23 protein-coding genes are annotated in these 21678 nt (G+C 61.5%); 12 read left to right on the top strand and 11 right to left on the bottom strand.

What is annotated here, in order from left to right:
• Positions 1–125: 125 nt before the first annotated feature.
• Positions 126–1253, top strand: a complete 1128-nt coding sequence (locus AC193Q_RS23230; protein ID WP_483878835.1) for an ATP-binding protein — start codon at positions 126–128, stop codon at positions 1251–1253.
• Between the two features lie 138 nt (positions 1254–1391).
• Here AC193Q_RS23230 and AC193Q_RS23225 read toward each other — a convergent pair whose 3' ends face one another.
• Both AC193Q_RS23225 and AC193Q_RS23220 read right to left on the bottom strand, forming a co-directional pair.
• Positions 1392–1697 (bottom strand): chaperone modulator CbpM, encoded by a 306-nt coding sequence (locus AC193Q_RS23225; RefSeq protein ID WP_047600625.1) that lies wholly within the window; start codon positions 1695–1697, stop codon positions 1392–1394.
• 23 nt (positions 1698–1720) lie between these two features.
• Positions 1721–2671, bottom strand: coding sequence for a DnaJ C-terminal domain-containing protein (locus AC193Q_RS23220; protein ID WP_041065895.1), 951 nt, complete (start codon positions 2669–2671; stop codon positions 1721–1723).
• 291 nt (positions 2672–2962) lie between these two features.
• Here AC193Q_RS23220 and AC193Q_RS23215 point away from each other — a divergent pair, with 291 nt between their 5' ends.
• Complete coding sequence (locus tag AC193Q_RS23215; RefSeq protein ID WP_047291015.1) at positions 2963–4237, top strand: Hsp70 family protein; 1275 nt, start codon at positions 2963–2965, stop codon at positions 4235–4237.
• A gap of 135 nt (positions 4238–4372) precedes the next feature.
• Here the strand turns inward: AC193Q_RS23215 and AC193Q_RS23210 are convergent, their stop codons facing one another.
• The 3 genes from AC193Q_RS23210 to AC193Q_RS23200 form a co-directional block, all read right to left on the bottom strand.
• The gene (locus tag AC193Q_RS23210; protein WP_483878834.1) at positions 4373–5386 is read right to left on the bottom strand and encodes an AI-2E family transporter; all 1014 of its coding nucleotides are present in this window, start codon (positions 5384–5386) and stop codon (positions 4373–4375) included.
• Between the two features lie 204 nt (positions 5387–5590).
• Positions 5591–5896 (bottom strand): PsiF family protein, encoded by a 306-nt coding sequence (locus tag AC193Q_RS23205; RefSeq protein ID WP_041065573.1) that lies wholly within the window; start codon positions 5894–5896, stop codon positions 5591–5593.
• Between the two features lie 63 nt (positions 5897–5959).
• A complete protein-coding gene (locus AC193Q_RS23200) occupies positions 5960–6754 on the bottom strand; it encodes an AraC family transcriptional regulator (protein ID WP_145596172.1) in 795 nt (264 codons plus the stop codon).
• 96 nt (positions 6755–6850) lie between these two features.
• Here AC193Q_RS23200 and AC193Q_RS23195 point away from each other — a divergent pair, with 96 nt between their 5' ends.
• A complete protein-coding gene (locus AC193Q_RS23195) occupies positions 6851–7738 on the top strand; it encodes a DMT family transporter (protein WP_483878833.1) in 888 nt (295 codons plus the stop codon).
• Between the two features lie 120 nt (positions 7739–7858).
• Here AC193Q_RS23195 and AC193Q_RS23190 read toward each other — a convergent pair whose 3' ends face one another.
• The 3 genes from AC193Q_RS23190 to AC193Q_RS23180 form a co-directional block, all read right to left on the bottom strand.
• On the bottom strand, positions 7859–8749 hold the full coding sequence (locus AC193Q_RS23190; RefSeq protein WP_239778628.1) for an esterase/lipase family protein: 891 nt from the start codon (positions 8747–8749) through the stop codon (positions 7859–7861).
• A gap of 90 nt (positions 8750–8839) precedes the next feature.
• On the bottom strand, positions 8840–9145 hold the full coding sequence (locus AC193Q_RS23185) for a DMT family transporter (protein ID WP_047291010.1): 306 nt from the start codon (positions 9143–9145) through the stop codon (positions 8840–8842).
• Positions 9146–9784, bottom strand: coding sequence for an FMN-dependent NADH-azoreductase (locus tag AC193Q_RS23180; RefSeq protein ID WP_483878832.1), 639 nt, complete (start codon positions 9782–9784; stop codon positions 9146–9148). It lies immediately after the preceding gene.
• A 109-nt stretch (positions 9785–9893) separates the two neighbouring features.
• On the opposite strand from AC193Q_RS23180, the gene AC193Q_RS23175 reads away from it, so the two are divergent.
• Positions 9894–10853 carry a LysR substrate-binding domain-containing protein gene (locus tag AC193Q_RS23175; RefSeq protein WP_483878831.1) on the top strand — a complete coding sequence of 320 codons (960 nt, stop codon included), beginning with the start codon at positions 9894–9896 and terminating at the stop codon, positions 10851–10853.
• A 91-nt stretch (positions 10854–10944) separates the two neighbouring features.
• Positions 10945–11478 (top strand): ferritin-like domain-containing protein, encoded by a 534-nt coding sequence (locus AC193Q_RS23170; RefSeq protein WP_003221186.1) that lies wholly within the window; start codon positions 10945–10947, stop codon positions 11476–11478.
• Positions 11479–11652: 174 nt separating this feature from the next.
• On the opposite strand, the gene AC193Q_RS23165 is transcribed toward AC193Q_RS23170, so the two are convergent.
• Positions 11653–13728, bottom strand: a complete 2076-nt coding sequence (locus AC193Q_RS23165) for an AsmA family protein (RefSeq protein ID WP_483878830.1) — start codon at positions 13726–13728, stop codon at positions 11653–11655.
• 385 nt (positions 13729–14113) lie between these two features.
• Between AC193Q_RS23165 and AC193Q_RS23160 the strand changes: the two genes are divergently transcribed.
• The 7 genes from AC193Q_RS23160 (at position 14114) to AC193Q_RS23130 (ending at position 19382) form a co-directional block, all read left to right on the top strand.
• Positions 14114–14620 (top strand): hypothetical protein, encoded by a 507-nt coding sequence (locus AC193Q_RS23160; protein WP_041065594.1) that lies wholly within the window; start codon positions 14114–14116, stop codon positions 14618–14620.
• Between the two features lie 174 nt (positions 14621–14794).
• Positions 14795–15427 carry a TetR family transcriptional regulator gene (locus AC193Q_RS23155; RefSeq protein ID WP_007966952.1) on the top strand — a complete coding sequence of 211 codons (633 nt, stop codon included), beginning with the start codon at positions 14795–14797 and terminating at the stop codon, positions 15425–15427.
• A 244-nt stretch (positions 15428–15671) separates the two neighbouring features.
• Positions 15672–16172 (top strand): urease accessory protein UreE, encoded by a 501-nt coding sequence (gene ureE, locus AC193Q_RS23150; protein WP_483878829.1) that lies wholly within the window; start codon positions 15672–15674, stop codon positions 16170–16172.
• Positions 16169–16843 (top strand): urease accessory protein UreF, encoded by a 675-nt coding sequence (locus AC193Q_RS23145; RefSeq protein ID WP_047291005.1) that lies wholly within the window; start codon positions 16169–16171, stop codon positions 16841–16843. The genes ureE and AC193Q_RS23145 overlap by 4 nt, the downstream gene beginning before the upstream one ends.
• 11 nt (positions 16844–16854) lie before the next feature.
• Positions 16855–17469, top strand: coding sequence for an urease accessory protein UreG (ureG, locus tag AC193Q_RS23140; RefSeq protein ID WP_047291004.1), 615 nt, complete (start codon positions 16855–16857; stop codon positions 17467–17469).
• Positions 17470–17496: 27 nt separating this feature from the next.
• On the top strand, positions 17497–18069 hold the full coding sequence (locus tag AC193Q_RS23135; RefSeq protein WP_483878828.1) for a HupE/UreJ family protein: 573 nt from the start codon (positions 17497–17499) through the stop codon (positions 18067–18069).
• 179 nt (positions 18070–18248) lie between these two features.
• The gene (locus AC193Q_RS23130; RefSeq protein WP_483878827.1) at positions 18249–19382 is read left to right on the top strand and encodes an AGE family epimerase/isomerase; all 1134 of its coding nucleotides are present in this window, start codon (positions 18249–18251) and stop codon (positions 19380–19382) included.
• A gap of 130 nt (positions 19383–19512) precedes the next feature.
• Here the strand turns inward: AC193Q_RS23130 and AC193Q_RS23125 are convergent, their stop codons facing one another.
• Positions 19513–20418, bottom strand: coding sequence for a cation diffusion facilitator family transporter (locus AC193Q_RS23125; RefSeq protein WP_047291001.1), 906 nt, complete (start codon positions 20416–20418; stop codon positions 19513–19515).
• A 198-nt stretch (positions 20419–20616) separates the two neighbouring features.
• On the bottom strand, positions 20617–21381 hold the full coding sequence (locus tag AC193Q_RS23120; protein ID WP_047291000.1) for an SDR family oxidoreductase: 765 nt from the start codon (positions 21379–21381) through the stop codon (positions 20617–20619).
• Between the last annotated feature and the right edge of the window lie 297 nt (positions 21382–21678).

Raw genomic sequence — 21678 nt, 5'->3', positions numbered from 1 at the left:
CCGCGTCTTGCGCACGGGCCGGGGGCCTTTTTCATGGGGCAGGAAAACCGATGTGCAAACGGTCGTGTATTTCCCGCCAAAGGGGCTAATATTCGATTCGCTCCGCCTATTTTCAGGAACTGCCCATGCGTCTTTCCGAGTTCATCCTGGCCAACATCGAGCCTATCGTCGATGAATGGGAACAGTTCGCCGCGACCATTACGCCGGCGGCCGACCATCTGGATTCCACTGCGCTGCGCGATCACGCCAGCGAGATTCTACGGGCCGCCGCCCGCGACATGAGCAAGCCACAGAGCCCCGCCGAACAGGCTGCCAAAGCCAAGGGCGAGGGCCCGGAAAAGACTCCGAGTCTGGACGAGGCCGGCGCCAGCCATGGCGAACTGCGCCACACCGTCGGTTTCGATCTGGTGCAGATGACCAGCGAATTCCGCCATTTGCGCGCCTGTGTGATCCGCCTGTGGGTCGACAGCCTTGAGTCGCCGGACGTGACCTATTTCCAGGACATGATCCGCTTCAACGAAGCCATCGACGAAGCCCTCGCCGAATCCACCGCTGCCTACGCCGAGCAGGTCAACCGCTCGCGCGACATTTTCCTCGCCATCCTCGGCCATGACCTGCGCGCGCCGCTGCAGGCGGTGAGCATGTCCACCGAACTGCTGCTGCGTAAATCCAGCCTCGAGGGCGATGCGCTGGCCTGTGCCTTGCACATCAAGCGCGGTGCGCGGCACATGGCGGCGATGGTCAGCGACCTGCTGGAGCTGGTGCGCAGTCGCCTGGGCCGTAGCCTGCCGATCGAGCCGGCGGCGATGGACCTGGCCGTTGCGGCGCGGGCGGCGATTGCCGAAGCCTGCGCCGGTAATCCGCTATCCGATCCGAAGCTCACGGTGCACGGCGACACCCGTGGGGTGTGGGACGCCGGGCGAATCGACCAGCTCCTGCAAAACCTGATCGGCAACGCCTTGCAGCATGGCACCAGCCAGCGCGACGTGACCCTTGATCTGCGTGGCGAGGCCGACAACGTGTACCTGTCGGTGCATAATTACGGCACGCCGATTTCCGAAGAGGCGATCGGCACGATTTTCGACCCGCTGGTGCGCAGCGCCGACGAAGAACTCGGGCAGCCGTCGACCAGCCTCGGGTTGGGCTTGTTCATCGTCAAGGAAGTGGTGACCGCCCATGGCGGGACGATCGACGTCAGCTCGAGCGAGGCTGACGGGACGCTGTTCAGTGTGGTGTTGCCGAGAAAGGTTTAAGCAGGAAAATCTGCGGTGAATTCATCGCTGGCAAGCCAGCTCCCACAGATCCGGCGTCGAATACAAACTTTGTGTACGACATAGTTCCTTGTGGGAGCTGGCTTGCCAGCGATGAGGCCGGCCAATACCACGGAAAACCTATTCGACCACCAGCCGCCCCAAGCGCTGCCTGAGCATCCGGTTCTCCGCCCGCAACTCATGCACCTCCTCCAGCAGATTCAGGGCCAGCGCGACCCCATCCCACTCCAGCTCCAGCTCGCGCCGCAACTTCGCGGCGCGCTTGGCCAGGCTCAGCTCGTAGTCGGTGAACCGCCATTCCCGGGGCTGCGCGCCCTGAGGTTCGAGGATGCCGTGTTCGACGATTTCGATCACGTAGACGTCCGACAGATCGGCCGCCTCACAGAATTCTGCCATGTCCAGTTGAACGATCAGGGGGCTGCTCATGATGGGCTACTCCGTCGTCGGATTCAGAAGTTCTCGCGTGGGTTGAACGCGGCTTTCTTCGCCAGTTCCTGCCACAGCGCCTTGACCTCGTCGTCCGAGGTTTTCGGCATCACGGCCTTGAGCTGGACGAACAGATAACCGCGCTCACCGGCCTTGTTTTTCAGGCCATGGCCCTTGGCGCGCATGCGCTGGCCATTCTGGCTGCCGGCCGGAACCTTGAGGTTGATCTTGCCGGTCAGGGTCGGCACGGCCACCTCGGTGCCCAGCGCCAGCTCCCACGGTGCCAATGGCAAGGTGATGATCAGGTTTTCGCCTTCGACATCGAATTTCGGGTGCGGCGCAAAGCGAATGGTCAGGTACAGATCGCCATTGGCGCCGCCACCGATGCCCGGCGCGCCCTGCCCCTTGAGGCGGATGCGCTCGCCGTCGGTCACGCCCGCCGGGATCTTCACGTTCAGGCTTTTGCTGGTGTTGCTGACGTGCTGACCGTTGGCGTTGTATTGCGGGACCTGAAAGCTGACCTTCTTCGACTCGTTCGACAGCGTCTCCTCAAGGAAGATCGGCAGTTCCATTTCCACGTCTTGTCCCCGCCGTCCTGCACTGCGTTGTTGCCGACCTTCGCCGCCACCGAAACCGGCGCCACGATTGCCGAAGATCGAACTGAAGAAGTCCGAGAAGTCGCCGGTGTCACCACCGCCGCCGCCAAAGCCACCACGGCTCTGCCAGCCCGGCGGGCCCTGGAACGGCTGACCATGCTGGCCATAACGGCGCAGGTCGTCGTACTCGGCGCGCTTGTCGGCGCTCTTCAGCGCTTCATAGGCTTCCGAGGCGTCCTTGAACTTGGCCTCGGCGTCTTTTTCCTTGCTGACATCGGGGTGGTATTTGCGCGCCAGCTTGCGATAGGCAGCCTTGATTGCCTTGTCGTCCGCTGTCGGCTCCACGCCGAGTATCTTGTAATAGTCTTTGAAGTCCATCGAAGGAATCACCATCCGTTATCGATTTCGCGCCGAGACCAGCATGCGCTCATTCGCACGTGCCGGGTTGACCGATCTCAACTTTGTGACCGGGTGGCGCAGCAGAAGTTTATCGGCAGTGGACGACGGTTCTTGCGACCGCCGGTATGTCTGCCGGCCCATGCCAGCGAGTTTGGGGCGAAGCTGCGACTTTCAAGAAGCTTAGTCGTGAAATAGCAGATGACCGGCCTTCGAATCTGCCGCGCACTGACATACACTGCGCGGCCGTTTTTTGACCGGAACCCGAAAGACATGAACAACGCCTCTCCAGCCCGTGCCTGCGGTATAGACTTCGGCACCTCCAACTCCACCGTCGGCTGGCTGCGCCCCGGCATGGAAACGATGATCGCGCTGGAAGACGACAAGATCACCCTGCCGTCGGTGGTCTTCTTCAACATCGAAGAACGCCGCCCGGTGTACGGTCGCCTGGCGCTGCACGAGTACCTGGAAGGCTACGAAGGCCGGCTGATGCGCTCGCTCAAGAGCCTGCTGGGTTCCAAGCTGATCAAGCACGACACCAGCGTGCTCGGCACGGCGATGCCGTTCAAGGATCTGCTGGGGCTGTTCATCGGCCAACTCAAGAGCCGCGCCGAAACGGCCGCCGGTCGCGAGTTCGAACAAGTGGTGCTGGGGCGCCCGGTGTTTTTCGTCGATGACGACCCGCTGGCCGACCAGGAAGCCGAAGACACCCTGGTCGAAGTGGCACGCAAGCTCGGCTTCAAGGACGTGTCGTTCCAGTACGAACCGATTGCCGCCGCCTTCGACTACGAGTCGACCATCGAAAAAGAAGAGCTGGTGCTGATCGTCGACATCGGCGGTGGTACTTCGGACTTCTCACTGGTGCGCCTGTCGCCCGAGCGTCGCGGCATGGACAACCGTCACGATGACATCCTCGCCACCGGCGGCGTGCACATCGGCGGGACCGATTTCGACAAACAACTGAGCCTGCAAGGCCTGATGCCGCTGTTCGGTTACGGCAGCCGGATGAAGAGCGGCGCCTACATGCCGACCAGCCACCACATGAACCTGGCCACCTGGCACACCATCAACTCGGTGTACTCGCAGAAATCCACCCTGGCGCTGGGCAGCATGCGCTACGACATCGAGGACACTGGCGGTATCGACCGTCTGTTCAAGCTGATCGAACAGCGCGCCGGGCACTGGCTGGCGATGGAAGTGGAAGAAACCAAGATCCAGCTGACCCACACCGACAGCCGCCACGTACCGCTGGATCGCATCGAGCCGGGCCTGAGCGTGGAACTGAGCCGCGCCCTGTTTGAATCGTCGATCGACGCGCTGCTTGAGCGCGTGCGCGGCAGCGTTACGCAGCTGTTGAACGATGCCAACGTCTCGGTGGGTCAGGTCGATACGGTGTTCTTCACCGGCGGCTCCAGCGGCATTCCGGCGCTGCGCAACAGCGTCTCGGCAATGCTGCCGAACGCGCGACATGTGGAAGGGAACATCTTTGGCAGCATTGGCAGCGGTCTGGCGATCGAGGCGATGAAGCGCTACGGCGCCATGAACTGACCTGAAATCGGCATTGCGCCTTTCGCGAGCAAGCTCGCTCCCACATTTGACCGCATTCCTTCAGTTGAAATGCAATCCAGTGTGGGAGCGAGCTTGCTCGCGAAGGCGCCAGATCAGGCAACACAGATCCATCGCTTACACCATCCCGCCCAGCTTCAACTCACTCTTCAGATACGCGTAATAAATCGGCCCCGCCACCACCCCCGGCAGGCCGAACGCGGCTTCGAACACCAGCATCGCCAGCAGCAACTCCCACGACTTGGCACTGATCTGCCCGCCGACAATGCGCGCGTTGAGGAAGTATTCGAGCTTGTGGATAAAAATCAGGTAACCCAGCGCCGCCACCGCCACCCAGATCGACAGCGACAGGCCGACGATGGTGATCAGCGTGTTCGACATCAGGTTGCCGATCACCGGCAGCAGGCCGAGCAGGAAGGTCAGGACGATCAGGGTCTTGGTCAGCGGCAGCTTGATGCCCAGAAGCGGCAGAATCACCGCAAGGAAAATCGCGGTGAAGAAGGTGTTCAGCAGGGAAATCTTGATCTGCGCGAAGACGATGTTGCGGAAGGCTTGCACCAGCAGGTGCAGGCGATCAAACAGGGCGGCGGCCAGCGGCTTGCGCTTGGTCACATCCGGTATCCGCTGCAGGGCAATGACCGCGCCGAGCACCATGCCGATCAGCAGGGTGACAAACATGTGCGCCGCGTCCTTGCCCACCAGTTGCAGGTCAGCCAGGTGTTTGCTCGCCCACTCACCAATCGCCACGCGAAACTCCGCAGCGCTGGCCGGCAGGTAGGCATCGAGAAACGGCGGCAGTTGCCCGCGCGCGCGATCGACCACGCCCATGAATTTGTCGAGCGAGGCGCCCGGGTTTTCCGCTTCGTGCAGCAGGAAACTGATAGCACCGGCAAAGATCAGCGCCAGCACGCTGACCACCAGGGTGCCCAGCAGCGCCACCGCCAGCCAGCGCGCACGCCGGCCTTCGATCAATCGTTGCAGTTGCGGGGTGAGCATGTTGACCAGCTCGAACACCAGCAGACCGGCCAGCAGGCTGGGCAACAAGCGCAGCGGCAATGCCAGCAGCAAACCGCCAAAAATAATGATGCAACTGACCCAAAACACAACATGACGCTCAGAAAACGTTGGCATACAGCCTCAAAACGAACGGCGTAAAAGGATTGGCAGTCTGCCAGCGATCCGGGGAGAGCACTAGGTATATGCGGTGCTTGAGATTGGCGGAGCCAAGACCGGCCTCTTCGCGAGCAGGCTCGCTCCCACAAGGGGTACGCATTTCAATGTGGGAGCGAGCCTGCTCGCGAAGAGGCAAGCCCGCTCACCACCAGACTCGAGTGATTACTTTTTCTTCAGGCAATCACTCATGAAGGTCTTGCGCGCGTCGCCGGTCAGGGCCTTGGTTTTCGCGTCGGCGTTGCAGGTCTTCATTTTTTCCTGCTGCGGGGTCAGCACTTTGGCGTCATTGGCGGCCGGAGCGGCCTTGAGGCAAGTGCTCATGAAAGTCTTGCGCTCATCGCCCTTGAGGTTCTTGGCGGTAGCGTCGGCATTGCAGGTGGTCATTTTGTTCTGTTGCGCCGTGGCGGCGAAACCCTGGGAACACAGGAGCAGACCGATCATCAACAAAGGGACACGCAACATCTTCATGGAGTTTTCTCCTTGTTGCCGCATCGATGGAGGCGGCCTGCGCTGAAGTGTAGCCAAATCTTGTTACACCTTCCTGCCTTCCAGGTGGCTGCGCCGATACTGTTCCGGGGTACAACCGGCCTGACGGGCAAACATGGCGATGAAGGCCGAGCCACTGCTGTAACCCAGATCGAAGGCGATCTCCTGCACGCTCTTCGTGCTTTCCAGTGCCTCGATGGCAGCCAGGTAGCGCAGGCGCTGACGCCATTCACCGAAACTCATGCCCAGTTCGCGCACGAACTGCCGGGCCAGCGTGCGCTCGCTGACGTGTACCTGCGCCGCCCAGTGCGCCAGCGGCTGGTTATTGCCGGGATCGGCCTGCAATGCATCGAGAATCGCCAGCAACCCGGGATGGCTCGCGTACGGCAGATAACATTCATGGACCGGCGCCTGTTGCAGTTGATCGACCAGCACCTGGGCCAGACGCTGGTCGGCGTCGAGTTCGGGGATCTTCACGTCACGGGCGGCGAAGTCCTTGAGAATCGCCTTGAGAATGTCACTGATCGCCAACGTGCAGGCGCGCTCCGGCAGATCCGCGCAGACCTTCGGATCGAGGCATACCGCGCGGTAGTTGACCGGTTGATGGCTGTAGAAACTGTGCTCGATCTGCGGCGGCACCCACACCGCGTACTGCGGCGGCGACATGAAGCGGTTGCCGTCGACGTCCATGTGCAGCACGCCGTGGGCCGCGTACTCCAGCGTGCCCCACGGATGGCGATGCGGCGCGGCGTATTCATGGGTGTTGAAGTCGGCGTAGCGGAAGTACACCGCTGACGGCAGTTCGCTGAAATCCAGCAGATCGATGTGTTTACTGTTCATGCTGTCCGGTTGCAGAGGCAGGTTGTCCGGTTCGCAGTATAGGGCTGCATCCAGACAGGGGATAATCACGGTTCATCAACGTTCTGGTTTTCACTCATGCAATACGCGTTTCCCCTGCTGGCGATTTTCATCTGGGCCGGCAATACCGTGATCAACAAACTGGCGGTCGGGGCGATCTTCCCCGCCGAGATCGGTTTCTACCGCTGGCTGCTCGCCGGCCTGCTGTTCACCCCGTTCATGCTCAAAGCGGTGATCGCCCACTGGCCGCAAATCCGCCCGAATCTGGGCAAGATCTTCGTTCTCGGTGTGCTGGGCATGGCGGTGTATCAGAGCCTGGCCTACTTCGCCGCGACCCTGACCAGCGCGACCAACATGGGCATCATCCTGTCGCTGATGCCGCTGATGTCGCTGGCCATGGCGATCATCAGCCTCGGTCAGCGCCTGACCGCCGGCGCACTGTTCGGCGCGGTGCTGTCGTTCGCCGGCGTGCTGGTGGTGGTGTCGTCCGGCAGCCTCGGCGCCTTGCTGCAGCACGGGGTAAATCTGGGTGACGCGATGATGCTGATCGCCACCCTCGCCTACGCGATCTACAGCACCCTGCTGAAAAAATGGCAGCTACGTTTGCCGCCGCTGGTGTTGCTGTACCTGCAGGTGCTGGTGGCGATTGTGGTGCTGTTTCCGCTGTACGCCGCCTCACCGAAAACCGGTTTCACCGCACAGAACATTCCGCTGGTGCTGTACGCGTGCCTGCTGGCCTCGATGCTTGCGCCGCTGGCGTGGATGCAGGCGGTGCAGCGTCTGGGGCCGAGCCGCACGACCTTGTTCTTTAACTTGCTGCCGTTGATTACCGCGCTGATTGCGGCGGTGGTGTTGAAGGAAGAGTTGGCGATGTATCACCTGGTGGGTGGGGCGTTGACGTTGGGTGGGGTGATTCTGTCGGAGCGTTGGACCACCGTTCTAGGCCGCAAACTCAGCGTCGCCTGATCTGGCCCTGTGGTGAGGGGATTTATCCCCGATGGGCTGCGCAGCAGCCCTTGTTTTGAGATAAAAAGCGGGGCCGCTGCGCGCCCCATCGGGGATAAATCCCCTCACCACAAAAGCGAGTCACACGCCGGCAGCCTTCAGCCGCGCCGCATGCTCGACAAACAACCGCACCGGATCCGCGCCCTTGCCCACCAGTCCCAGCGACTGGTTGACGATATCGAAGTGATCCAGCGGATAGTCGTCGCCAATCACCGTGCCCAGGTGCGAGCTGTAGCGCCCGACCATCCCGTCACACTGCCCCGGCTCACGCACGAAGGTTTTCGCGAACAACCGGCAGCTGCGGTTGGTGCCGTCGAACAGGTTGCCACCGCGGTCAGTCTTGCCCGGCTGCAATGTGCCGGACCACGAGTAATAACGCACGCCGTTGACCACTTCCGGCCCCTGCCCGCCCCAGGTTTCGGGCAGGCCCTGTGGATAACGCTGATTGAACAGCGCCACGCCCTCGCGGGTCAGCGATTGGTGCGAGGCGTGGATATCCACCGGCAGTTTCGGCCCGTGGTAACCGGTTTCCAGCAATGCCATCAGCCAGCCGACAACACGCAGCAGCGCTTCGAGCAGACGGCCCTTGGCAGTGTTCGCCGGGTAGTGTTGCTGCAGATAGTCGGCCAGTTCCGAACCGTGATTGGGCCCGGCCACCGACGTCACCGAGGCGACCAGATCCGGCCGTTTGGCGGCGGCATAACGGGCTGTCAACGAGCCCTGGCTGTGGCCGAACAGATTGACCCTGGCCGCGCCGGTCTCGCGCAAAATTTCGTCGATCCGCGCCAGCAGTTGCTCGCCGCGCACCTCGGTGGAGTTGAGCGGCGACACCTGTACCGCAATCACTGTGGCCCCGCCACGGCGCAACGCCTTGATGATCCCGTACCAGTACGGATACAGCAGCAACCGGATAAACCCGAGCATGCCCGGCACCAGCACCAGTGGATAACGTGTCGCCGTACTTTGTGACATGGGCAAACATCCTTGTGGTCGTGAGTGGAGGCCTGACGTGCAAAACACCCGCCAAGCCTCCTCCTTGATGATGACAACTGCACCCTCAGCCTACTTCAGGCCTACCACCCCCGCCACAATCAGCCCCACCGACAGCAGCTTGATCAGGGTCAGGCTCTCGCCGAGCAAGACAAAACCGAGAAACACCGTGCCCAGCGAGCCGATCGCCGTCCAGATCGGGTAGGCGATGCTCACCGGCAACTCGCGCAGCGCCAGCGTCAGGAAGTAAACCCCGCCAATCGCCGCGAGCACCGTGATCAGCGACGGCCACAACCGGGTGAAGCCTTCGGCGTACTTCATGCCCATGGCGAACGTCACTTCGAAACCGGCGGCGATCAGCAGGAACAGCCAGGCCACTTAGAATGTCCGGGCGAGGTCGAGCAATCGCTGCTCGGCCTCGGCCACCGACACCGCGAAGGTGCGCTCGGCCGACTCTTCGCCCTCGGCCGCGACCACCGTGACGTCGTTGATACCGATAAAGCCCAGTGCGGTGCGCAACCACGGATCGGCGTGGTTCAGTGCTTCCAGTTCACCGCCGGGGCCAAAGCCGAACCCGCCGCGACTGGTGACAATCAACGCTTTCTTGCCCTGCAGCAGCGGGGTGTACTGGGCCACGCCGTTGTCGAGGGTGTGGTCGAACGTCAGACCCAGGCGCACGATCTGATCGACCCAGGCCTTGAGGCCGCTGGGCACGCTGAAGTTGTACATCGGCGTGGAAATCAGCAGCAGGTCATGCTCGAACAACTCGCCGACCAATTGATCGCTGAGCGCCAGATCGGCTTGCATCGACAGTGGGCGCGCCTCGGGCTCAGGATGAAACGCAGCAGCGACAAACGCTTCATTGACTGGCGGGATCAGCGCGCGCCCGACTTCACGGCGGGTGACCTGCGTCTGCGGATGGCGCAAAAGCCAGGCGCTGAGAAAGCTTTCCGCGAGGCGCCGTGAATGCGAACGGTCACCCCGTGGGCTGGCATGAATTGCAAGAATTTTTCTCATCTGTGTTTCCTCCGGACTAGAATCAAACGGCTTGCGGCTCGCAGCTTGAAGCGCGTGACTGCGTCCATTCAAATGAGCAAAAATCAGTCGGGATGAATTCATTTCATCCATGGAGTTTTCAATGTTCGCCTCGTTGCCGCTGACCGCCCTGCGCGCCTTCGAATCCGCTTCGCGCCTGCTGAGTTTCAAGGCCGCCGCCGAAGAGCTGTCGGTCACGCCCACGGCAATCTCTCATCAGATCCGTACGCTGGAAGACTGGCTCGGCGTGGCACTGTTCGAACGTTTGCCGCGTCAGGTACGCCTGACCGAAGGTGGCGAGCGGCTGTTTCGCAGCCTGCACGGCGCGCTGCTGGAAGTGGCGCAAAGCGTCGATACCCTGCGCCCGCAACGCAGCGGCAGCAGCCTGACGCTGTCGACCACGGCCGCGTTCGCCGCGCTATGGCTGGTGCCGCGCCTCGGGCGCTTTTATGCGCAGCACCCGAACATCAACGTGCGCCTCGATACCCACTGCGAAGTCATCGACTTGCATCAGGACGCCAGCGTCGATCTGGTGCTGCGCTACAGCCTTGACGACTACCCCAATCTTTACGGCTTGTGCCTGTTCGATGAGTCGTTCGGCGTGTACGGCTCACCGGAGCAGGTGGCGCTGGCCGCCCGGCGCACGCCGACGCTGATCAGCGTGCGCTGGCACAACTCGAAGCTGTATGCCCACGGCTGGGAAGCGTGGTGCACCCGCGCAAGTGAGAACTGGATGAACCAGCATCCCGCAATGCGCGAATACGACGAAGAGCACTACGCGCTCCAAGCGGCGATTGCCGGGCAAGGCTTGGTCCTTGCGAGCAATATTCTGGTCTCGCAAAGCGTCGCCAGCGGGTTGCTGGTGCCGTACAAGGGGCAGGTGCAGGTCGATGGTGCCGGGTACAGCGCGCTGTGTGTGCCGGGACGGGAGCGCCATCCGCCGGTGCGGGCGTTTTTTGCCTGGTTGCAGGAGGAGGCGGTGTTGTCCGGCCTGACGCCAAGATTGCAGCCTTCGGCAGCGCCTACAGGGGGGACGGCGCAAATCTCGTAAAACTTTTTGCCTCGCGCAGGACTCACAACCAGGGTAAGCGATCACGCCTGTAGAGCGTGGCGCCCATTGGATTAGCCTCCTGGAGATCGAAATGAGCGATGACCTGCACTTGTCGGATGTCAAAACCCTGCGCGAACGTGCGCGGCAACACGTCGAGAACGGCGCGGTAACCGAAAGCTACAGTGCCAACCGTGAAGAGGTGCTGCGCCTGCTTAACGAATCGCTGGCCACCGAACTGGTCTGCGTGCTGCGCTACAAGCGCCACTACTTCATGGCCAACGGTCTGAAAGCCAACGTGGCCGCTGACGAATTTCTCGAACACGCCACCCAGGAAGCGCAACACGCCGACCGTCTGGCCGAGCGCATCGTGCAACTGGGCGGCGAGCCGGAATTCAACCCGGACCTGCTGTCGAAAATGTCCCACGCACAATACGTGGCCGGGAACACCTTGAAGGAAATGGTCTATGAGGACCTGGTGGCCGAGCGGATCGCCATCGACAGCTACCGCGAGATCATTCAGTACATCGGCGAAAAAGACCCGACGACTCGGCGCATCTTCGAAGACATCCTCGCACAGGAAGAAGAGCACGCCGATGACATGGCCGACATTCTGAAAGACCTGTAAACCTTTCAAAACCACCTTCGCGAGCAAGCTCGCTCCCACACTGGAATCCATTTCAAATGCGGGAGCGAGCTTGCTCGCGAACGGGCCGCAACAGAAGCAAAAAGATCGCAGCCTGCGGCAGCTCCTACATTCCACTGTAGGAGCTGCCGCAGGCTGCGATCTTTTGCTCTTGCCTTATTTGGTTGGCTTGACGGTCACGGGCGCCTTGCCAGCCTTCATCTGCTCAAGCAGCGGCGCGCACTGATTCGGCTCACCACCGCTCGGCGCCACCAGTGCCAGCAGTCCCGCCGCTGGTGCAGCGATCACGCCCAGTGCAACCATTCCCGCCCCGCGCAGCATCAACGGTACAGCCTTGACCCCGGCGTCCGGCTTGATGAACTTGCCGCGCACGTACAGCGGTGAACGCAGCGAAATCAGACGCCAGCCCTTGGATTCCGGGGTCACGGTCAGGTCCAGTTGCTCGGTGGCCATGTTCGCCGTGCCGTCGATGTAAATAATCGCGTTCTCGGTATCGAACACAAACAGCCGCGTGGTCGCCAGGCCGGTCTTGATGTCGAAGTCCGCCGCCGCGCAGTTGATCTTCACTTCCTTGTCGCCAAAGATCTTGCCGACCACGTAGTTACCGACGTTGAGTCCTGCCAGTTCCATCAGCTCGCGGCTGATCGCCCCGTCGTTGATCAGCATCTTCAACTGGCCATTGGCGCCACCGAGCAGCTTGGCCACCGAGTTGCCGCGGCCGCTGATATCGGCGTCGCCATTGAGCTCACCGAAACTGGTTTTCATCGGTTCGAAGGTCGGGAACAACTGCTTGAGCTTGAACCCGCGCGCGGTCAGTTTGGCCCGGCCTTCCAGCGGTTCGGCGCGACCGTTGAGGCGAATCTGCGCGTCCAGATTACCGCCGGCCACGCCGAAGCGCAGCGGTTCGAGGCTGAGTTCGCCGTCGTTGAGTTTCAGGTGGGTATAAAGGTCGGTGAACGGCAGTTTTTCGCTGTGCACGATGCGTTTGCCAGTGAACTCGACGTCGGCATCCATCGCGCGCCAGCGGTCGGTCTTGAACTCTTCAACCGGCAGCACTTTGTCGGTCGGCTGCTTGCTCTCGCCGCCGCGAGCCTTTTGCTTGTCATTCGAGTCGGCGCCGATCAGCGGCGCGAGGTCGGCGAACAGCATCTGATTGGACAGCAGCGCACCACTGAGTTTTGGCCGAGGCTGACTGGCGACGTAGGTCAGATCGCCATGAATGTCACTGCCGCCGATCTTGCCGTTGAACTGCTCGTAGGTGAATTTCGCCCCGGCGGCGTCATGCAATTTGGCAATCAGATGGCCGTCGGTGGAGTACGGCGGCGTGTCCGGCAGAGTCACGCCGGTCAGCGGATAGAGGTTGCCGAGGCTGGCACCGGCCAGTTTCAGCCGCAGATCGAGGGCACCGAGGTTGAGCGGGTCGGTCAGCGTACCGGCGAGTTCGAGGCTGGTGGCGCCGATCTTCGCCTGGGCCTGCAGCGGGAACGGTTTGTTCGCGTCCTGCAACGCCAGCAATCCGCCGATTTTGCCCTGGCCGGTGAGATTCTGGCCGTGGTACTGGCCTTTGACCTTCAGCGCGAACGCGTAGTCCTGCGGCGCGGTGCCTTTGTCCTGGGCCGTTTTCGCGGCTTTGTCACCGACGATTTCGCTGAACGGAATCGGTTTGCCCAGCGGATCGATCACCACATCGAGATTGGTCTTGAGCGTCTGGTCGTCCAGCGTGACGTGGCCCTTGTCGAAACCGATGGCGCCGATGTCCACCACCCAGTTCGACGGTTCGGCGTTCGGGTCTTTGGGGTCGAACTTGAAGGTCCAGTTGGCGCGGCCATCGGCCAGGCGTTGCAGTTGCGCGTTGGGCTCGGTCAGGTCGATGCGCGGGATCGTCACCCGTTGCGCCAGCAGGGCCAGCGGCGAGATGCGCAGCTCCACGCGTTTGAGGGTGACCATCTGCGGCTGCTTCGACCAGTCCGGGTTGCCCAGCGTCAGGTCTTCAGCCACCACGTGCGGCCACGGCACCCAGGCCCGCCAGCCGCCCTCGTCCGGCTCGCGCTGCCAGATCACTGCGAGGTTGCCATTGATGGCAAACGGTCGATGCAGTTCTTCCGAGACTTTGGCGTTGAGCGGCGGTTTGATCCGGTTCCAATCGAAGAACACGATGATCAGAACGAGTACCGCCAGCAGCAGTACGAGGATGGCGAAGGTCCAACTGAAGATTTTCCCGGTGCGCGTCATGCACAAAACTCCTGATGACGACCGCACGCCGACTTCGCGACGCACAGCTGAAACGGCGGGCCAAAGCGGCCCTCATGAAATCTACGACTGGCAAACAGTGCGCAGGTTTAATCGGAATATAGATTCCGTGGCAAAAAATCGCCCGAATGCTGACTGATTGGTCGAACAGCGTTACCGCTGCCCGCACATTTGCGAGGCGCGAGTGAGTCGAAAATACCCACTGCGGTGCAAAACCGCCGCCCGCAAACGCCCGAGCTAGAGCGCCTCGGCAGAACAATCAATTCTGTTGATTATTACCATTGCGTTTATGAACTTTTATATCGACTTATCGAGAGTAGCATTGGCTTCGTACCCACTTTATCGCCCTCCCAAGGAGCACCCCATCATGAAACGCCAATTACTGCTCAGCCTTACCCTGTCGATGCTAGCCAGCACTGCTTTCGCCCTGCCCGCTGCCGATCAGGCTACCCCACAAGTGAAATCCAGCCACTCGGTGTTCAGCCAGACTGTGGCTGCTGATGGTGGCGACCGCACTCCACAAGGCCAGACCCTGGCTGAAAACGGCCGTAATCGTCTGGAAGAGAAAGGCCTGGTACAAGATGGCTACGACAAGACGCCACAAGGCCAAGCTGTAGCAGAAGGTGGCCGTGATCGTCTGGAAGAGAAAGGTCTGGTGCAAGACGGCTATGACAAGACTCCACAAGGTCAAACCCTGGCTTCCGATGGCAGCGACCGCACGCCACAAGGCCAGACCCTCGCTGAAGGTGGTGGTGACCGCACCCCACAAGGCCAGACCCTTGCCGAAGACGGTTTCGACAAAACCCCACTGGGCCAAGCCGTTGCCGAAGGTGGTGGTGACCGTGTGATCGAACGCAACAGCGCTTTGAGCTAAGCCCATGGCGGCCTGGAAAAAAAGTCCAATCACCGGATTGGGCTTTTGACTTTTTCAGCACTGGCAACCTGCCCCCCCCCCTTTTTACCGCTGACATTCCCCCTGCCGTTCGACGCCAGCAAAGCCGATTTGCTAGAGTGCGGCGCTTGTCCCGCTCAAGAAAACGCCTTTGCGATGCTGCCCCGCGCCGAACAGAAACAACAGACCCGCAATGCCCTGATGGACGCTGCCCGCCATTTGATGGAAAGCGGCCGAGGATTCGGCAGCCTGAGCCTGCGCGAAGTGACCAAGACCGCCGGCATCGTGCCCACCGGTTTCTATCGGCACTTTGCCGACATGGACGAGCTGGGGCTGGTGCTGGTCAGTGAAGTCGGCCAGACCTTCCGCGAGACCATCCGCCTGGTGCGCCACAACGAATTCGTCATGGGCGGCATTATCGATGCGTCGGTGCGGATCTTCCTCGACGTGGTCAGCGCCAACCGTTCGCAATTCCTGTTTCTCGCCCGCGAGCAGTACGGCGGCTCGCTGCCGGTGCGTCAGGCGATCGGTCGTCTGCGCGAGAACATCAGCGCCGACCTCGCGGCCGACCTGACGCTGATGCCCAAGTTGCAACATCTGGATGCGGCCGGCCTGAGCGTGATCGCCGACCTGATCGTCAAATCGGTGTTCGCCACCCTGCCGGACATCATCGACCCGCCCGCCGAGGCCCTGCCGGAACATCTGACACCTCAGGCGAAGATCACCCAGCAATTGCGCTTCATCTTTATCGGCCTCAAGCACTGGCAAGGGCTGGGCAGCACCGAGTAAAGAGCAAAAGATCGCAGCCTTCGGCAGCCCCTACACCAACCCCTGTAGGAGCTGCCGAAGGCTGCGATCTTTTTTTGTTGGCCACAAATTGGTGCATGTAAAAATCTTCACGCACCAAAATCTTCCAAAATTCTGCAACATCTTGAAACATCCTCTACGCTCCGACAGGGATTTCCTACATCTCGGCCGGTTGGCAAGCCCCTTGCTCTAGCCCTCCTACAAGTCCACTGCTGGAAGCTTTCCGATGCTGGTGATTCACCGCAGAATCGACCCTCAACCTGTCTGGTCCGCCGAGTTGCACCTGACGTTCGAAGCGCGGAGCAAAAGCCGTTTGCGCTGTTTCAGTGCCGATGGCGAAGACGTCGGGTTGTTTCTGGAGCGCGGTCAGGCACCGTTATATGACGGCGAATGCCTGCAAGCCGAAGACGGGCGCATCGTCCGCGTCTGCGCGCGTCCCGAGCAACTGCTGCACGTCACCTGCGCCAATACTTTCGAGCTGACCCGCGCCGCCTATCACCTGGGCAACCGCCACGTCGCTCTGCAAGTCGGCGATGGCTGGCTGCGTCTGCTCGACGATTACGTGCTCAAGGCCATGCTCGAACAGCTCGGCGCGCAGGTCGAAGCGATTGAAGCGCCCTTCCAGCCGGAGCACGGTGCCTACGGCGGCGGCCATCATCATTCGCGGCATGGCGACGAAGATTTCAACTACGCGCCCAAACTCCATCAGTTCGGCGTTCGCCTGTGAATCCGGCCTGGGCGCTGCTGCGCCTGGCCAGTCCGCAACTGCCGATTGGCGGCTACAGCTATTCGCAAGGCCTGGAAATGGCGGTGGATAACGGCCGCGTGAACAACCCGGACAGCGCCCGGCGCTGGATCAGCGATCAACTGCTGCTCAACCTCGCCCGTTTCGAAGCGCCGCTGCTGCTCGCCCATTGTCAGGCTGCGGCCGAGGAAAACTGGCCCGAGTTGCTGCATCTCTGCGAAACCCACCGCGCCAGCCGCGAGACCCGCGAGTTACATCTGGAGAGTCGGCAGATGGGTTACTCGCTGCAGCAGTTGCTCAACGGTCTGCCAGAACTCGACGCGCCGGCCCGCCGCTTTCTCGAGCAATGCGCGGAACCGCATCTGGCTCTTGGCTGGGCACTGGCGGCCCGCGCCTGGGGCATCAACCCGCAGGATGCACTCGCCGCGTGGCTGTGGAGCTGGCTGGAAAACCAGCTCGCGGTATTGATGAAAACCCTGCCGCTGGGCCAGCAAGCCGCCCAGCGCCTGACCAGCGAACTGCTGCCACTGCTGCAACAGGCGCAGCAGGACGCCACGCGCATTAATCCCGAACACATCGGCAGCGCCGCGTTCGGCCTGTCTCTGGCGTGCATGGCGCATGAGCGCCAGTACAGCCGACTGTTTCGCTCTTAGGAGAACAAACCATGAACACACAACCCCTGCGCGTCGGCATCGGCGGCCCGGTCGGTTCCGGCAAAACCGCATTGACCCTGGCCCTGTGCCTGGCGCTGCGTGATCGCTACAACCTGGCCGTCGTCACCAACGACATCTACACCCGCGAAGACGCCGACTTTCTGGTGCGCAACGAAGCGCTGGCACCGGAGCGGATCATCGGCGTGGAAACCGGCGGCTGCCCGCACACGGCAATCCGCGAGGACGCCTCGATCAACCTCGAAGCCGTCGATCAACTGAACCGACGCTTTCCGGGGCTGGACCTGATTCTGGTGGAATCCGGTGGCGACAACCTGTCGGCAACCTTCAGCCCGGAGCTGTCAGACCTGACCATTTACGTGATCGACGTCTCTGCCGGCGACAAGCTGCCGCGCAAGGGCGGGCCGGGGATCTGCAAGTCCGATCTGCTGGTGATCAACAAGATCGATCTGGCGCCGCTGGTCGGCGCGTCGCTGGAAATGATGAACAGCGACACCCAGCGCATGCGCAACGGCAAGCCGTTCGTCTTCAGCAACCAGAAAACCGGACAGGGCCTGGACGACATCATTGCCTTCATCGAACGCCAAGGCCTGCTGAACGCCGCCTGATTCATTGACCAACAAGGAAGCTTCTCCATGACACTCAAACGCATTCTCGGCGCCGTGGCGCTGCTGCTGACCCCGGCCCTCGCCTTCGCCCACCCGGGCCACGGCGACAGTGGGCTGGTCGCCGGTATCAGCCACCCGATCGGCGGCCTCGACCACTTGCTGGCGATGATTGCGGTCGGCCTGTGGGCGGCGCAGCAACAAGGCGCGGCGCGTTGGGCGCTGCCGTGCACCTTCGTCGGCACCATGCTGATCGGCGGCATGCTCGGTTTTGAAGGGCTGGAGCTGCCGGCGCTGGAAAGCGGGATCGCTGCCTCGGTGCTGGCGCTGGGTCTGGCGGTAGCACTGGCGGTGCGTCCACCGCTGCTGATGGCGGTGGCGGCAACGGCACTGTTTGCACTGTTCCATGGTGTGGCGCATGGCCTGGAGCTGCCGGACATGAGCAGCCCGTGGGCGTATGCCGCCGGTTTCGTCGCGGCGACGGCGGCGCTGCATGCGGCGGGTTATGGCCTGGTGCGCGTGTTGCCTCAGGCTGCCGCGCCGCTGGTGCGACTGGCCGGTGCTGCTTCGGCGATGACTGGCGCCTGGTTGCTGGCCGGCTGATCTATACCGCCTGAACCGGCCTCATCGCTGGCAAGCCAGCTCCCACAGGTTTGTGGTTGATAACAATCCTTGTGGGAGCTGGCTTGCCAGCGATGACGGCCGATCAGACACCGAGACTCTAACAGCAGTCTCTCTGCTACCATGTCGCGCAATCGCCCCAGCCGTGACGACGTCCGCCAATGCCCCATGCTTGCCGCTCCACCTCCCTGCCCGAATTGACCGCCCTGTTCAGCGATGTGCAACAGCACTTTCTGAACGTGATCGTGCCGCTCTGGCAAGGCCCGGGCTGGAACGCCGACATGGCGCTGCCCTACGAGGCACTCGACGCGGCGCATCATCCGTTGCCACCGCAACGCTACCGGGCGATGGCCTGCGCACGGCAGCTGTACCTGTTTTCCAGCCTGATCGGGGTTGTGGATAATGCCGAGGTGCGCGCCGCCGCGCTGTTCCGCTCGCTGCAACGGCACTTCCATGATGCCGAGCACGGCGGCTGGTTCTACAGCATCGACGCGCAAGGCCAGCCGCTGGATCAGCGCAAAGACCTCTACACCCACGCCTTCATCCTGTTCGCCTGCGCCCATTACTGGGCCAAGTCCCGCGAGCCGTTGGTGGAATCCACGCTCAACGCTGCACTGGAAGTAATCGGCCAGCGCTTCGCCACTGGCGATGGCTTGTACGAAGCGTGCCTGGACCGCGACTGGAGCAACCTGCAAAGCGGTCCGCTGCAAAACCCGCTGATGCACCTGGCCGAAGCGTTCCTCGCCACCCTCGCCGTGCGCGAGGATGCGCCAACGCAGCACGCGCTCGTCGAGTTATGCACAGGCATGCAGCAACACTTCGTCGATCCACAGCACGGCGTACTGATGGAGAAACCGCTGGGAGCTGTGGATAACTGGTACGAGCCAGGGCATCAGTTCGAATGGTATTTCCTGCTGGAGTCGTCATCACTGCTGCGCGGCTCGAAACTGCACGCGGCGCTGGACCGGGCGTTCGCTTTCACCGAGCAATTTGGCGTTGAACACGCTTCAGGCGCGGTGCGGGCGATGCTCGATCTGCAACTGGATGGACGACCGAAAGATTCGACCCAGCGCATCTGGGCACAGGCAGAATATTTGCGCGCCCTGACCTTGCGTCCGGACAGCGAAGCCGCGGTGCTGCGCCAGTTGCAGGCGCTGCAGCAGCGTTTTCTGCATGCGGGCGGGTGGCATGAGTGCCGGGATGAGCTGGGCGAGGTCAGCCGCAAGGACATGCCGTCGACCACGCCTTATCACTTGGCGACATGCTATAGCGGGCTGGCTGAATACCTGAACTGAATGACTGAACTTATCCTGTGGCGAGGGAGCTTGCTCCCGCTTGAGTGCGCAGCACTCACAAAAATCCGGGGCCGCTTCGCAGCCCAGCGCGAGCAAGCTCGCTCGCCACAGGCGATTCAGCAGCTCTGAATCAGGCAATCCACTTCTTGTCGCCGGTAAAGCTGATGGTCAACCAGCGCGCCGCATCCGGCTCGCCCAACTGTGCCGAGATCTCCTCGCGCAACGCATCCAGTTGTCCAACGCTATCCAACCGGTAATTCGCCGGCAACACCACATGAATCTCGATAAACCGCGCTCGCCCGTGCTTCTGCACGTAGGTCACGTAATCGTCGAAACCGTGTTCGACCTTCGCCGCTTCCATGACCTGACGCACCTGGTCATCCAGCGTGTCCGGGGCAATACCCAGCACATCGCGCAGCGCCGGGCCGAGGATCTTGAACGCCGGCGGCAACATGGTCAGCGCCAGGACGATCAGGATCAGCGGGTCAACAAACTTCGCCCACTCCTCAAAGCCTTGGGCCTTGAGCAGCAGCGCGGCGAGAAAACTGATCAACAGGCCGACCGAGAGCATCGCGTCCACCAGCCAGCTGATGTTGTCGAACTGGATCAGGCTGGACTTGAGTTTGCGATTGCGCCGACGCACGTAGAAGAAATAGGCAAATTCAACGACGGTGAACACCGCCGCATAAATGATCACCAGCCCCAACTCGATGTCGCGGCCGCCGTTGATGATGCCGAACACACCGTTAAGAAACGCATAGATAGCGATCAACAGCAGGAAACTGCCTTCGATCAGCAGCACCATCGGCTCCAGATGCCAGAAACCGAACTGGAAGCGATGATTGCTTTCTTTGGCGATCAACCTGGCGGTGATCAACATCAGTACTTTGATGAACGTTGCGATCAGCGAGAAAAAACCATCGAAAAGGATGGATTGCGAACCTGAAACAAAACCGGTGACGATCCCGGCAATCGACACCGCAAACATCAGGATGGTCGATTGTTTGAGCAGCGACTGCTCACCTCGGTTACTCACTTTAACTCCTCGAAAACCTTGAAAACCGCGGGGTGCGGTGGGGTTGTTGAGGAGAGAGTTTACCTTATCGCCATGTTTTGCCTGTTACGGCCTCATCGCTGGCAAGCCAGCTCCCACAGGTACCGAGTCGATTACAAGATTTATGTATATCGACGATCCTGTGGGAGCTGGCTTGCCAGCGATGGCCATTATGCGGTCTTACGCCTTGTTACGCTCGATGGCAAACCCGGCCCAGGTCTGGCTCACCGGCATCAGCTCCAGGCTGTTGATATTGATGTGTGCTGGCGCGTTGAGCACCCAGAAAATCGTTTCGGCGATGTCCTGCGGCTGGATCGGCTCGGCACCGGCGTAGGTGGCGTTGTAGCGTTCCTGGTCACCGGCAAAACGCACCAGCGAGAACTCGCTTTCGCACAGGCCCGGCTCGATGTTGCTGACACGCACGCCGGTGCCCTGCAGGTCGCAGCGCAGGTTCAGCGAGAATTGCTTGACGAACGCCTTGGTCGCGCCATACACGTGGCTGCCCGGGTACGGATAGTTACCGGCGATGGAGCCGAGGTTGACGATGCCGGCGCCACGGCCGTGAGCGATCAACCGTGGCAACAGCAGGCGAGTGCTGTACATCAGGCCTTTGACGTTAGTGTCGACCATGGTGTCCCAGTCGTCGAGGTCGCATTTCGGTGCCGGATCGACGCCCAGCGCGAGCCCGGCGTTGTTGATCAAGCCACGCAGCTTGGCGAACGACGGCGGCAGATTGGCAATTGCCTCTTCCATCGCCTTGCGGTCACGAACATCGAGTACCAGGCCATGCACTTCAGTCTGCTCCGACAGTTCGGCGCACAGGGCATTCAGACGCTCTGCACGACGACCGGTCAACACCAGTTTCCAGCCAGCCTCGGCGAAACGACGGGCACAGGCTTCACCAAAACCGGAGGTTGCGCCGGTAATAAACAGGGTGTTGGACATCGTGTTCTCCTTGCGTCGGCCGCCAGCGCAGCCATTGGAATAGAAAATCAGCAGCCAGCATGCCCGGCCCGGCATTTACGAGCAACACCCGCACCGGGACATATTCCGATCAAATTTTGATCAACCGTCGCTACGCCATACCTGCCGTGGCCTGTAGCCATGTGCACGCACGTTATCCACAATCCCTTCCACAGTTTCCGGGGGCAAGTAGAAACGCGCAAAGCCGCGCCACACAAGGCTTTGCGCGGGACATAGAAAGTTTTTTGCTTGACCCTGAAGCCGCGGTTGTGCCGGAGA

It is taken from the genome of Pseudomonas sp. F2, assembly GCF_057174385.1.
Note: the sequence above shows the minus strand (reverse complement) of the source record. Positions and strands in the feature narration are given on the sequence as shown.

Coding starts and splice junctions, on each gene's coding strand:
- AC193Q_RS23190 (WP_239778628.1), bottom strand. CDS start 8,749: ATGTCACAAAGTACGGCGACACGTTATCCACTGGTGCTGGTGCCGGGC.
- AC193Q_RS23160 (WP_041065594.1), top strand. CDS start 14,114: ATGAAACGCCAATTACTGCTCAGCCTTACCCTGTCGATGCTAGCCAGC.
- AC193Q_RS23200 (WP_145596172.1), bottom strand. CDS start 6,754: ATGAACAGTAAACACATCGATCTGCTGGATTTCAGCGAACTGCCGTCA.
- AC193Q_RS23120 (WP_047291000.1), bottom strand. CDS start 21,381: ATGTCCAACACCCTGTTTATTACCGGCGCAACCTCCGGTTTTGGTGAA.
- AC193Q_RS23210 (WP_483878834.1), bottom strand. CDS start 5,386: ATGCCAACGTTTTCTGAGCGTCATGTTGTGTTTTGGGTCAGTTGCATC.
- AC193Q_RS23220 (WP_041065895.1), bottom strand. CDS start 2,671: ATGGACTTCAAAGACTATTACAAGATACTCGGCGTGGAGCCGACAGCG.
- AC193Q_RS23180 (WP_483878832.1), bottom strand. CDS start 9,784: ATGAGAAAAATTCTTGCAATTCATGCCAGCCCACGGGGTGACCGTTCG.
- AC193Q_RS23135 (WP_483878828.1), top strand. CDS start 17,497: ATGACACTCAAACGCATTCTCGGCGCCGTGGCGCTGCTGCTGACCCCG.
- AC193Q_RS23215 (WP_047291015.1), top strand. CDS start 2,963: ATGAACAACGCCTCTCCAGCCCGTGCCTGCGGTATAGACTTCGGCACC.
- AC193Q_RS23155 (WP_007966952.1), top strand. CDS start 14,795: ATGCTGCCCCGCGCCGAACAGAAACAACAGACCCGCAATGCCCTGATG.
- AC193Q_RS23205 (WP_041065573.1), bottom strand. CDS start 5,896: ATGAAGATGTTGCGTGTCCCTTTGTTGATGATCGGTCTGCTCCTGTGT.
- AC193Q_RS23130 (WP_483878827.1), top strand. CDS start 18,249: ATGCCCCATGCTTGCCGCTCCACCTCCCTGCCCGAATTGACCGCCCTG.
- AC193Q_RS23225 (WP_047600625.1), bottom strand. CDS start 1,697: ATGAGCAGCCCCCTGATCGTTCAACTGGACATGGCAGAATTCTGTGAG.
- AC193Q_RS23170 (WP_003221186.1), top strand. CDS start 10,945: ATGAGCGATGACCTGCACTTGTCGGATGTCAAAACCCTGCGCGAACGT.
- AC193Q_RS23175 (WP_483878831.1), top strand. CDS start 9,894: ATGGAGTTTTCAATGTTCGCCTCGTTGCCGCTGACCGCCCTGCGCGCC.
- AC193Q_RS23165 (WP_483878830.1), bottom strand. CDS start 13,728: ATGACGCGCACCGGGAAAATCTTCAGTTGGACCTTCGCCATCCTCGTA.
- ureE (WP_483878829.1), top strand. CDS start 15,672: ATGCTGGTGATTCACCGCAGAATCGACCCTCAACCTGTCTGGTCCGCC.
- AC193Q_RS23195 (WP_483878833.1), top strand. CDS start 6,851: ATGCAATACGCGTTTCCCCTGCTGGCGATTTTCATCTGGGCCGGCAAT.
- ureG (WP_047291004.1), top strand. CDS start 16,855: ATGAACACACAACCCCTGCGCGTCGGCATCGGCGGCCCGGTCGGTTCC.
- AC193Q_RS23230 (WP_483878835.1), top strand. CDS start 126: ATGCGTCTTTCCGAGTTCATCCTGGCCAACATCGAGCCTATCGTCGAT.